Annotated in this window: 10 protein-coding genes; 7 read left to right on the forward strand and 3 right to left on the reverse strand. The window is 58.8% G+C overall.

Going from position 1 to position 12,141, the window contains the following annotated elements; all coding sequences use genetic code 11:
• The first annotated feature begins 58 nt into the window (after window positions 1-58).
• The 7 genes from HAV21_RS02090 to HAV21_RS02120 all read left to right on the forward strand — a co-directional run bounded on the left by HAV21_RS02090 (window position 59) and on the right by HAV21_RS02120 (window position 7,688).
• On the forward strand, window positions 59-649 hold the full coding sequence (locus HAV21_RS02090) for an acyltransferase (protein ID WP_024817358.1): 591 nt from the start codon (window positions 59-61) through the stop codon (window positions 647-649).
• Window positions 646-1,737 (forward strand): DegT/DnrJ/EryC1/StrS family aminotransferase, encoded by a 1,092-nt coding sequence (locus tag HAV21_RS02095; protein WP_166840141.1) that lies wholly within the window; start codon window positions 646-648, stop codon window positions 1,735-1,737. The genes HAV21_RS02090 and HAV21_RS02095 overlap by 4 nt, the downstream gene beginning before the upstream one ends.
• Entirely contained in the window at window positions 1,737-2,723 is a 987-nt protein-coding gene (locus HAV21_RS02100) for a Gfo/Idh/MocA family oxidoreductase (RefSeq protein WP_142938568.1), read from the forward strand. The genes HAV21_RS02095 and HAV21_RS02100 overlap by 1 nt, the downstream gene beginning before the upstream one ends.
• A 185-nt stretch (window positions 2,724-2,908) precedes the next feature.
• Window positions 2,909-4,093 (forward strand): UDP-galactopyranose mutase, encoded by a 1,185-nt coding sequence (glf, locus tag HAV21_RS02105; RefSeq protein ID WP_142938569.1) that lies wholly within the window; start codon window positions 2,909-2,911, stop codon window positions 4,091-4,093.
• The gene (locus tag HAV21_RS02110) at window positions 4,090-6,096 is read left to right on the forward strand and encodes a glycosyltransferase (protein WP_166840143.1); all 2,007 of its coding nucleotides are present in this window, start codon (window positions 4,090-4,092) and stop codon (window positions 6,094-6,096) included. The genes glf and HAV21_RS02110 overlap by 4 nt, the downstream gene beginning before the upstream one ends.
• A gap of 2 nt (window positions 6,097-6,098) precedes the next feature.
• The gene (locus tag HAV21_RS02115; protein ID WP_165450180.1) at window positions 6,099-6,956 is read left to right on the forward strand and encodes an ABC transporter permease; all 858 of its coding nucleotides are present in this window, start codon (window positions 6,099-6,101) and stop codon (window positions 6,954-6,956) included.
• Entirely contained in the window at window positions 6,957-7,688 is a 732-nt protein-coding gene (locus tag HAV21_RS02120; RefSeq protein WP_142938572.1) for an ABC transporter ATP-binding protein, read from the forward strand.
• Between the two features lie 239 nt (window positions 7,689-7,927).
• Here HAV21_RS02120 and HAV21_RS02125 read toward each other — a convergent pair whose 3' ends face one another.
• From HAV21_RS02125 to HAV21_RS02135, 3 genes are all read right to left on the reverse strand, one after another.
• The gene (locus HAV21_RS02125; protein ID WP_166840145.1) at window positions 7,928-10,171 is read right to left on the reverse strand and encodes a YfhO family protein; all 2,244 of its coding nucleotides are present in this window, start codon (window positions 10,169-10,171) and stop codon (window positions 7,928-7,930) included.
• Between the two features lie 65 nt (window positions 10,172-10,236).
• Window positions 10,237-11,265, reverse strand: coding sequence for a lysylphosphatidylglycerol synthase domain-containing protein (locus HAV21_RS02130; RefSeq protein ID WP_142938574.1), 1,029 nt, complete (start codon window positions 11,263-11,265; stop codon window positions 10,237-10,239).
• Window positions 11,262-12,017: a glycosyltransferase gene (locus HAV21_RS02135; protein WP_223940534.1), complete on the reverse strand. Its 756-nt coding sequence runs from the start codon at window positions 12,015-12,017 to the stop codon at window positions 11,262-11,264. The genes HAV21_RS02130 and HAV21_RS02135 overlap by 4 nt, the downstream gene beginning before the upstream one ends.
• Window positions 12,018-12,141 lie beyond the last annotated feature (124 nt).

The raw sequence follows: 12,141 nt of genomic DNA on the forward strand, positions 1-12,141 counted from the left end.
GTCTCAGCTAAGATGAATCTCGTTGTCGCGTGTGCTCAATGAGGAAGGACCTTCACCGGTGATAGTGGTTGCGGAGAGCGCCGATGTTTCAGACAAGGCGGTAATTGGTGATGGATCAAAGATTTGGCATCTGGCCCAAGTCCGCGAGCAGGCCGAATTAGGCGTCAATTGCATCGTAGGACGCGGAGCTTATATTGGCACCGGGGTCAAGATGGGGGACAACTGCAAAGTTCAGAATTATGCACTTGTCTACGAGCCCGCGGTACTGGAGGCCGGCGTCTTTATCGGCCCGGCCGTGGTACTCACAAACGATACTTACCCCCGGGCGGTTAGCCCGGATGGCGGCTTGAAGAGCGCTCACGACTGGGAGCCCGTTGGCGTCACCATTCGTGAAGGAGCATCAATCGGTGCCCGCGCCGTCTGCGTCGCACCAGTGACCATTGGTCGATGGGCAACAGTGGCTGCTGGTGCTGTTGTCGCCAAAGACGTCCCTGATTTTGCCCTGATGGTCGGAGTCCCGGCCAAACGCCATGGTTGGGTCGGTAAAGCTGGTTTCCCGCTGCAGCGCAGTGGTGAGAACTGGGTATGCCCGGAGACCGGCGCCACATATGTTGAACAGAACGAGACCCTTCGAGAGGTAGAGGCATGAGCCCCGAATTCATTCCCCCCGCTAAGCCCATCATCGGTGATGACGAGCGCAAGGCAGTAGAGGCCGTCCTGGCCTCCGGCCAACTCGCACAGGGTACGGAGGTTGCGTCCTTTGAGCAGGAGTTCTCGCAGGTCCTCCTCGATGGCAGGGCTGCCGTGGCGGTCAACTCCGGCACTTCCGGTCTGCACCTCGGCCTGTTGGCTGCAGGCATCGGCCCCGGCGACGAAGTAATTGTTCCGTCGTTCACTTTTGCTGCTACCGCCAACTCCGTGGCTTTGACCGGTGCGACTCCTGTCTTCGCTGACGTGGACCTGGATCACTACACCCTTGATCCCGCCTCCGTTGAATCTAAAATCACGGACCGCACGGCTGCCATCATGCCCGTTCACCTCTACGGCCACCCCTTTGACGTAGACGGAATCGGCGCGGTCGCTTCCAAGCACGGCGTGAAGGTATTCGAAGACGCAGCCCAGGCACACGGTGCGGCAGTCAACGGCCGGAAGGTGGGTACCTTCGGTGACTTCGCTATGTTCAGCCTGTACCCCACCAAGAACATGACCTCCGGCGAAGGTGGCATGGTCAGCACCGGCCTGCCCGACGTCGAGCGTCGACTCCGGCTGCTTCGCAACCAGGGCATGGAGCGCCAGTACGAAAATGAGCTTGTTGGCTTCAACGCGCGAATGACCAACATCCACGCTGCAATCGGTCGAGTGCAGCTGACCAAAATCAATGCCTGGACCAAGACCCGTCAGGAGAACGCTGCCTTCTTCGACGCCAACATCGACGGTGTTGTCACTCCCAAGGTGTCTGAGGGCTACGAGCACGTGTACCACCAGTACACCATTCGCATTGCTGAGGACCGTGATGGATTCGCCAAGGCACTGCGTGAGGAATACAACGTTGGCTGTGGCGTGTACTACCCCATCCCCAACCACCGCCTCGCACCTTTCCAGACTTCAGATGACCTGCCCGTCACTGAGGAAGCCGCGGCCAGTGTGTTGTCGCTCCCGGTGCATCCTTCGTTGAGCCAGGACGACCTTGACCGCATCGTTTCCGCGGTCAACGCCATTGCGAAGGCAGGCAGCTAGTGGCAAATCTGCGCGCAGGCCTCATCGGGCTGGGGATGATGGGCCGCCACCACGCCCGCGTTATTCGCGAGCTTGAAGGCGTGGACCTCGTCGCCGTCGCTGATTCCTTCGGTGATCCTCACAACGTAGCCAGTGGGCTTGAGGTTTGCAGCTCGGTTGAACAGCTCATCGAGCAGGGTATCGACATGGCTGTAGCCGCGGTGCCTACTGTGCTGCACGAAGAAGTGGCGCTGCAATTGGCGGAAGCCGGAGTGCACTGCTTGGTGGAGAAGCCCATAGCCAACGACTCCGAGTCAGGCCGACGAATTGCCGAGGCTTTCGACTCACGGGGATTGATCGGCGCGGTAGGTCACATTGAGCGGTTCAACCCGTCTTTGCAAAGCCTCCGCGAACGGCTCGGCAACGGTGACCTCGGCGAGGTCTACCAAATTTCGACCCGTCGTCAGGGGCCGTTCCCGTCCCGCATCGCCGATGTCGGTGTGGTCAAGGACCTCGCAACTCACGACATCGACCTCACGGCTTGGCTTGCGCAAAGCAATTTCGTGAACGTCGTGGCACACACTACGTCCAGGAGCGGGCGCGAGCACGAGGACATGGTCACCGCTATTGGCCACCTCAAGAGCGGTGTAGTCACCAACCACATCGTCAACTGGTTGTCGCCCATGAAGGAGCGCACAACTGTGGTTTTGGGTGAGCGGGGTGCTTACATCGCGGATACCATCTCGGCTGACCTGACCTTCATCGAGAACGGCACTTTCCAGACCGATTGGGACTCCGTCGCGGCATTCCGTGGTGTTTCCGAGGGCTCGTCAACGCGTTTTGCCCTGGCAAAGCGCGAACCGCTCAAGATGGAGCACGAGGCATTCCGTGACGCTGTGCTCGGGAAGTCCATGAACATTGTCACAATGGCCGAAGGGCTTGAGACACTTCGAGTTGCTGAGGCCGTACTGGAGTCTGCAAATACGGGCTCCGTGATCTCGCTCTAGCGTTGTTCTTTTTGCAGTATTGAACGGGAGGCTGCCTGAGGGCCGAGCCTCCCGTTCGTTTTTTCCGGACAATTGCTGCCTTGCTGCCACGTACCGCCGAATCGGGGAACGATCGTAACGTCGGGTAGCCTTGACAAGTAGACGTGGGCATTTCTGTGCCCGCACGCCAATACACAGGAGAGTTTGTGAACGCTGATCTCGTCGTCGTCGGCTCGGGTTTCTTTGGCCTGACCATTGCAGAACGCGCCGCTACCGAGTTGGGGCTGAAGGTTGCGGTGCTCGATCGCCGCCACCATATTGGTGGAAACGCCTACAGCGAGAATGAGGCGCAGACCGGAATCGAGGTTCACCGCTACGGTGCACACCTCTTCCACACCTCGAATGAACGTGTATGGGAGTACGTGAACAGGTTCACCAAGTTCACGAGCTACCAGCACAAGGTTTACACCAGCCACAAGGGCGAGGTGTACCCCATGCCCATTAACCTGGGCACCATCAACCAGTTCTTCCGTTCGGCCATGAGCCCCACGGAAGCGAAGGCTCTCATCGCCGAGCAGGCTGGCGAACTGGCGGGCACCGATCCCCAGAACCTCAATGACAAGGGCATCCAACTCATTGGCCGTCCCCTGTACGAGGCTTTCATCAAGCACTACACGGGCAAGCAGTGGCAGACTGACCCGAAAGACCTGCCGGCAGAGATCATCTCGCGGCTTCCCGTGCGTTACAACTATGACAACCGGTACTTCAACGACACCTACGAAGGTCTCCCGGTAGACGGCTACACCGCTTGGATTGAGCGCATGGCAGATCACCCGAACATTGAGGTTGTCCTGAACACGGACTTCTTCGACGACGGCGAGTACGGTCGGTCATCTGTCCTCGGTCAGGTGCCGGTCATCTACACGGGTCCGGTGGACAGGTACTTCGACTACACCGAAGGTGATCTCTCGTGGCGCACCATCGATCTCGAAGAAGAGGTACTGCCGATCGAGGACTTCCAAGGCTGTTCAGTCATGAACTACCCGGACGCTGACGCCGCGTTCACGCGCATCCACGAGTTCCGTCACTTCCACCCTGAGCGCGACTACACCAAGGACGCCACCGTCATCATGCGTGAGTTCTCGCGCTTTGCTGAGAAGGGCGACGAGCCTTACTACCCCGTAAACACCTCTGATGACCGTCAGAAGCTCCTGGCGTACCGTGACCTCGCCAAGGGCGAGAAATCGGTTCTGTTTGGTGGCCGTCTTGGAACGTACAAGTACCTCGACATGCACATGGCCATCGGTTCGGCTTTGTCCATGTACGACAACAAGATCAAGCCGCACTTTACCGGCGGCGCCAAGCTTGAAAGCGGGGGAGTGGACGCATGACCGCTACAACAAACGAAAGCCAGGAGATCTCCATGACGGGCACTACTGCCGCTGAAACCCCGGCACCGACGGAAGAGAACCTGCGGATTGTCCAGCGCGTAATTTTCCCCGCCAACCGTGACCTCGACACTCTGCCGCTGTACGTGGATCCTGACACCAACAAGGTCCAGAGGAGCGGCGGGAATACCGATGTACAGGCCATCGGCATGGCACGGAAGCTCCACCCCGAAGACATCCTGGGCCGCGGCTCCGTCCAGGTCCGCCGTGGGGAGCGCCTTTCATTCGGGTCCTACTTCAACGCTTTCCCTGCCAGCTACTGGCGTAAGTGGACTATTGCTACCAAGACCGTTCTTCACATTGAAACCGAGGGCGAAGGAACGGTCATCGTGTACCGTTCCAACGCTCGTGGTGCGGCCCAGCGTGTTGATTCGATTTTGGTGGAGGGCTCGTCCACTAATGATTTCGAGCTGACATTGGCTCCCTTCGGCGACGGCGGCTGGTACTGGTTTGATCTCATTGCCGGCGGCGACGGCATGACGCTCAAGAGTGCTCATTGGGCCGTCCCTGATGAGGGTCGCGCACAAGGCCGCGTCACGCTCGGCGTCACAACGTTTAATCGCGCCGATTACTGCCTCGAGACCATCAAGTCCATCGATGCCGACGCGGGTCTCCGGGAAATCCTTGCCGAGCTCATCATCGTGGATCAGGGCAACAAGAAGGTAGCTGACGAAGCTGGCTTCGACACCGTTGCAGAGTCCATGGGTGATCAACTCCGGATCATCAACCAGGGTAACCTGGGCGGCTCTGGCGGCTTTGCCCGGAACATGTACGAAATGGTTGTTTCTGACAAGAGCGACTACGTCATGCTGCTCGACGACGACATCGAGCTGGAAACAGAGGGAGTCATGCGTGCGGTGGCGTTTGCCGACCTCTGCCGCAAGCCGACCATTGTTGGCGGCCACATGTTCGACATGTACAACAAGTCGGTCCTGCACGCCTACTCAGAGGTCGTCAACTTCTACCGGTTCCTCTGGGGCCCGGTGGAAGGGCTCGGTAATCACGACTTCTCCAATGCAGGTCTGCGTTCCACGCCTCAGCTTCACCGTCGCTGGGATGCAGACTACAACGGCTGGTGGATGTGCCTTATCCCCAAGACGGTTGTGGAGACCATTGGCCTGTCCCTCCCGGTGTTCATTAAGTGGGACGACGCGGAGTATTCCCTCCGCGGCCGCGCAGCCGGCTTCCCAACAGTCACCCTTCCCGGGGCTGCAGTTTGGCATGTCTCTTGGGCCGATAAGGACGACTCCGTGGACTGGCAGGCCTACTACCACGAACGCAATCGTCTCATCGCGACGCTCTTGCATTCGCCGTTCCCCAAGGGCGGACGCATCTTGCGGGAGAGCCTGAACACGGATGTCAAGCACCTGGTGTCAATGCAGTATTACCCCGAGCAGGCCCGCGTTATGGCGCTCCGGGATGTACTTGCCGGACCGGGCAATCTGCACGAGCAACTGCCCACCACCATGCCTCAGCTCCGTGCCATGCGGGAGGAATTCCAGGACTCCCAGGTCAAGACGGACCCCGCTGCGTTCCCGGAAGTTTTCCGCAAGCGTCCTCCGAAGAAGCCGCAATCCTACAAGCAGCCCGGGGCGCTGGGCCTGCTTCCCTGGGCCGTGAAGACTGTCCTTAAGCAGACGCTTGCGCCTGTCCGTGATACCGCGAAGGCCAACCCTGAAGCGCATGTAGCTCATCAGGATGGCAAATGGTGGAGCTTGGCGCACTTGGACAGTGCCGTTGTGTCGAACGCGGACGGCACAGGGGCTTCCTGGCATTTGCGGGATCCCAAGATGGCCCGGCAGCTGCTGATCGAATCCGCCAGGCTCCATGCGCAGCTCTTCTCCAACTGGGAGACCCTTCGGGCCCAGTACCAGGAGGCGCTTCCTGAGATTACTTCCATGGAATCGTGGCGGAAAACCTTCGAAGCCTCGGAGCCCAGCAAGTAGCGATGACGACTTCCACTGATACCTATGCTGTTCCCGGGGTAGGAGCGGGGCTGCTGGATGTTTACCGGCGCCGCTATCTCCTGAAATTGATCGTGCGTAAGGAACTCCGTGTGAGGTACCGGGGTTCTGTCCTGGGCCTTGCCTGGTCCTACGTCAAACCTCTGGTTCAGTACGTTGTGCTGTTCTTCGCTTTGGGGATTGTGCTTCGCGTAGGGGATCAGATTCCCAATTACGCGCTGTACATGTTCTCCGGCGTCATCGTCATCAATTTCTTCTCGGAAGCGTTCTCGAATGCCACGAGATCAATCGTGTCGAATGCCGCGCTGGTCAAAAAGATCTATCTGCCAAGGGAGCTGTTCCCGGTAGCCTCTGTCTGGGTGGCAGCGGTTCATTTCCTTCCCCAACTGGTGGTCTTGTTGGCAGCTGCGCTGCTCAGCGGGTGGAAACCGGACATTATGCAGCTCATTGGAGCTGCTCTGGGCTTCGTCATTGTGGCAGTAACGGCGACCGGCCTGGGCCTCTTGGCCGGAGCCGTCAATGTCTTCTTCCGCGATGCTGAGAACATCGTCGACATGTTGATGATGATCGTCACGTGGACATCGCCCGTGCTTTATGACTGGACCATGATCCGCCGGCTGGCACCGCCTTGGGTGTTGTTCATCTACCAGCTCAACCCGATCACAGTGGCTGTCGAGTTGTTCCACTGGGCCTTCTGGTATCCCACTGTTGACCGTCCAGTCGAACTGCCTCCACATCTGATGTGGACGGGATTGATAGGTTTGGGCATGGCTGCCTTGTTCCTTATCATCGGCCAACTCGTCTTCCGACGACTTGAGGGCCACTTTGCGCAGGAGGTCTAGATGAGCGCCGCAATAATCGTCAAGGGCCTTAAGAAGACCTTCAATCTCCGCCATTCGCACTCCCTCAAGGAGACCCTGGTATGGCTGGTGAAGGGCCGGAAAAGCGACCTCAGCAAGAAGTTCGATGCACTCCATGACGTGAGCTTCGAGATTCAGCCAGGGGAGACCGTGGCTTTGTTGGGTTTCAACGGCTCGGGTAAATCCACGCTGTTGAAACTCATCTCCGGCGTTATCCTGCCGGACAAAGGCACAGTCCGCACGAAGGGTCGCGTTGCCGGGTTGATCGAAGTTGGCGCAGGTTTTCACCCGGACTTGTCCGGTCGCGAGAATGTCTTCCTCAATGCCGCTATCCTCGGAATGACCGAGCAGGAAATCAACGAGAAGTTCGACGAAATCGTTGCGTTCTCCGAGATAGAGCAGTTCATCGACACCGAAGTGAAGTTCTATTCCTCCGGTATGTTCCTGAGGCTTGCTTTCGCAGTAGCAGTCCACACTCAGCCCGATATCTTCTTGGTGGATGAGATTTTGGCGGTGGGCGACGAACCCTTCCAGAAGAAGTGTCTGGCTAAAATCAAGCAGCTTTCGGATGAGGGACGGACGCTGGTTGTGGTCAGCCACGACCTCGACATGATCTCGCGCATCTGCGACAGGGGAGTTGTGCTTGCCTCCGGCACGGTGCAGTTTGAAGGCCCCGCTGACCAGGCTGTGGCATGGCTTCGCGATAGCAACTAGCAGGTACTGGCTGTTTGAACCCTACGGTGGACAGTAATATGGCCACCGCACATCATCTCTGTATGATGCGCGGTGGCCTTTGTCGTATGTGAGTAGCAATAGGCGGGATCGGGGCCCCGGCCGCACTACTTAATGGCTGCTGAAGGCACCTGCCAGGGGTCCACACAAAGAAGAGCGTCCGCCCCCTTTGGGGCGGACGCTCTTCTGACTTATGGGTGGCTCTACTGCCTTTCAGCCGCTTAGACAGCGACCTTCTCAGCTGAAACCGGTAAAACGTCTGCCTCTGACCGCGTGCGGCGATGCCGACGAACATAGTGGAATACCGTGAACAACAGAATGCCGAACCATGCAGCGCCCTGAGCGGCGAGACCCATGGTGAGGCCCGGCGTCGTGAACGTTACGTCCACGGATGTGGCGCTGGCCGGGACATCCACCAGTATTACTCCGGCGGGACCCTGCGTGAGCTTCTGCGGTTCGCCATCAACCGTGACGGTGTAGCCGGGCCATGCGAGACGGGCAAGCGTCAGCTTTCCCGCAGTGCCGTCTCCGGACAAGGTGATGTGTTCGTCATTGCCGTTCCTGACGGAATCCTTGACGGAGATGCCATCTGAAGCCCAGGAAACGGTGCCTGGATAGGGCAACGGGTTATCCCGCTGAAGGATGATCCTGGTCTCATCCGAGGCCACAATTGACCAGCCCGGGGCAACGGTGAGTTGGTCAGGGGCGATCAGAGTCTTTTGGACGGACACCGTCTCGACCTGAAGAACGTCAGCCAACGTTACGTCGATTTCCCCGGAGGCCTGTTTGAACAGCTCAGTGTAGGCCAGAGGACAGGTCTCGCCCCGGTAGTTCATGCACAAGGCATTGACATATGTAGTGAAGCTGATTCCGCTATAGCGGCCCATGCTGTTGTTGACGTCTGCATTGAGGATCTGATTGCCGTAGAGGAGGCGGCCCTCAGTGAATTCCTGACCAGTGATCTTCATAGTGTTGAAGATCTGGATTGTGTTGCCTTTGTAGTTACTGGTGGCGTCACGGAGCGTGTCCGCATCCACCGGGGAACCGATCCCGGCAACAGCATTGTTAGGGATGAACTGCCTGGATTGCATGCCCAGCGTCGCGATCGTTCCCACCACCATCACTGCCGCCAGCCCCCGGTAGCCGAACCGTTTCCATCCAAGTACAGCCAAAGCCACCAGAACAAGCGTCACGAACAGTGTGAAAATCTGCCATTTGCCGCCGCCGGGCACCATGGACCAGGCCCGGTAGGTCCCAAAGCCGAGGATGGCGACGGTGATGAACAACCGTTTCTTCCAGGATGAGGTCTTCAAACCGGCTGAGGCCACCACCGCGACGAGGACGATGACGCCGAGGTAGACGTATTCGATGAGTCGGATGGGCCAGCGGAAGACGAGCACCTGGGAGGGGGCAAAGGTCAGCAGGAAGTAAATGCCAGTGATGATGTAGATGCTGAATATTTGGCGCGAGCGGTTACGGAAGCTGCGGAAATCCAGCCACGGAAGCAAAGGCAGGACGAACCACGCCAAGTAACTTGAGGGAACGTTGTCTATGGGGGCCCAGAAGTTGTTGATCCGAGGCATCATCGAGGATGTACTCATCGTTAGCAGCGATGACATGTCCGGAGCGAGAAAGAGGTCATTCAGGATTTCGTTCTGCTGGCGAACGGTCACCGCGGAGCTGAGTGGCAGGGGGAAATAGACCAGGACAGCGGTCAGACCCACCAAGGCGCCGACGATGACGATTGGAATGAGCCGACGCCAGTGCCTCATCAGCATCAGTTCGACGGCGACTGCTGCCAGGACCAGGATGACGCCAATGGCTCCGTAGGGATTTCCGGCCGTCATGGTAAGGAAGCCCAACAGGAACGGCAGGAACGGGGAGGTGTTGCGACGTGCGTAGCGTCGGACCGACCACCAGAAAACGGTAATCCAAGCGAAGGCCATGAGGCCTCCCGGCCAGCGGGCTGCTTCGTAGAAGAGCGTGAAGCCGCTGAAGGGGATGGCTACGCCGGCGGCCAAGGCAAGCGGCCGGTTGGAACCGTAATCGCGGGCCAGCATGAACGTACCAAATGCGAGCAACGCGATGAACTGGACGATGATGAAATAGCTCGCCAGAGACAGGTTCTCGAAGTTCGAAACAATAACAGAGTTGACGATGTTGACCGGGTTGAAGATACCGTAGCCCACCTCGGCCACAATGTTCCCGCCAACCCAGCCGCCTGGCTCCATGAGCGGGAATCGGCCGGACCGTATTTCCTCGCCCATGTGCCGCCACAGAGGGAGGAAGGACTGCATCATGTCGTCCCAGTAATAGAACGTGGGGTTGAAGAGTCGGGGGATGATGGAGGCGACGGCTGCTATGGCGGCAGTGACTATGCCCCAATGCCAGTCGTGCTGCAAGAAGTAGCGCCGCCGGGCAACCGGCGGGCGCTGGGCAGTAGCCCCGGATGTTCCTGCTGTCATGGTCTTGGCTTGCTCCTTAGCGCGCGGCATAAGTCTGAATATTGGCCCGGGGCATCCGGAACCCGCTACTTGGCCTCGGCGGTGGAGTCAGCGGGGGTCTTGGAGACGGACTGCTGCCGCCACCGGAAGTGAACAAAAGCGATACCGACGCACAGCAGGTCCGCAATGGTGAACATGATTCGTGACAGGGCTGCGATTGCTGTTGCAGCGCCGGCGCTCATCATTCCGGCCAGGGCAAGGATGAGGATGGCTTCCCGGGCACCAACGCCGGCAGGAAGCAGGAATGCGAGTACACCCAAGGTCATGCCAAGCGCCAAAGCGCCGGTCAGGACCAGGAACGTCGCGAGGTCCAGGGTGGCCTCGTGGCCGACCAGGATCCACAAGTGCAGGCCAAAGCACAGGTACATCAGAACGCCAAGGATGAAGGCCTTCACCATGGTGTTGGCCTGAATACGCTCGGGAAGCGGCGGACGGCGGAAGACCCGCAGGACTATATTGACCAGGAACGTCACAACGTTCGGGTTCATCGCCAGGATCACTACAGGGAGTATGACGTACAGCCACTGCAGATTTGGCTGACGCTGGACCAGTATCGGAAGAGCCGAAGCTCCAACTACCAATGCCGCTCCGATGGTGATCCCCGTACTCACCAGGGATGCAACGAACACCTGCGCACGCGCGATGCCGTTCTTACGTCCAAGCTCCATCTGCAGCACGAACGCCCACACGGAACCGGGCAGGTATTTGCCGATTTGGCCGACGAGGTAGATCTGGTTGAGCACCAAGCCCTGGGGTTCGATGTCTACTGACCGTAGGAGGCTTGCCATGACGACGCGCCACATAAACATCCCGAGGAGAACACCAGGGATGAGTGCCAAGAGGGACAGCAGGACCTGCCACCACTGCAGGGCGAAAACTGTGGCCTGCACCTGCGGCCATTGGACTGCAATGAAGTACACTGCGGCGGCGAAAACGATGACCACCAGCGCGCGCCGTGCGAAGTCAACCAGCTTGGCTTTCGTGGTCTTTGCAGGCGGCTGTTCCTGGTTCAGATCGTTGTCGTTTGACGGAGTCTCTGCGATTGAATCCGTCATGAGGCGTGCGTTCCCGCGCTGGGAGCCGCGGCGAACTCCCGCCGGCGGCGACGCATGGCCACCAGTCCTTTGAACATCTTCACGACGTCGGCAGTCCGGATGGTTGTTTCGCCCGGTTCGTCGTCGGGTGCCAGAGTGACGGGCACTTCGACGATCTGGAAGCCTTGCTTTTCAGCGGCATAGACGACTTGGGTGCTGAAGAGGAACCCGGGATCGTCGAAGCGGTCAACCATGCTTCGAAGCCACTCGCCGTCAACAATCAGGGTTCCCTGGGAGTCGCCGATCTTGGATCCAAGGATGACCTGACGCAGGGTCTTAAAGCCGAAGGTGGTGATTCCACGGATTGCACTTCGCTCAGTGACCGAGTCCTTGTGGGCCTTCGAACCGATGACAACGTGTGGTTTGGTGGCTAGTTTCTTGTCTTCGTCCAGATCATCCGTGCCGAAGGGGAGATCGTCGGCCGTAAGGAGTACCCGGCGGCCGGAGCTGGCTTCGATGCCCCTGCGGTAGGCATTTCCCATGCCCTTTTGGCTCTGGAGAACCTGGAACGTCACGTGGGGAGTGTCCACCGCGTGCTTGTGGGCGACCTCGAGTGTTTTGTCGGAAGAACCATTCTCCACGATGATGATCTCGGAGGTGCCACTGGTCAAGTAGCCGGAAAGACGGGCCATTGTTGCCGCCAAAATCCGTTCTCCGTTATAGACCGGGATCACAACGGAGAGATCCGGTTGGCCTGCCTGGTCGAAAGTCAAGACTCTCCTCGGTAGTTCGTGCCGACGAATTCTTGAACGCCAGCCGCAGCCCGCAACGCTGGTGTCACGAGTTCCTTGCAAACCCTCAGTCTAGTTCATTGTTGGATGCCTTCTGTGGAAGGGC

This window comes from Paenarthrobacter sp. MSM-2-10-13 (assembly GCF_011605365.1).
GTDB lineage: Bacteria > Actinomycetota > Actinomycetes > Actinomycetales > Micrococcaceae > Arthrobacter.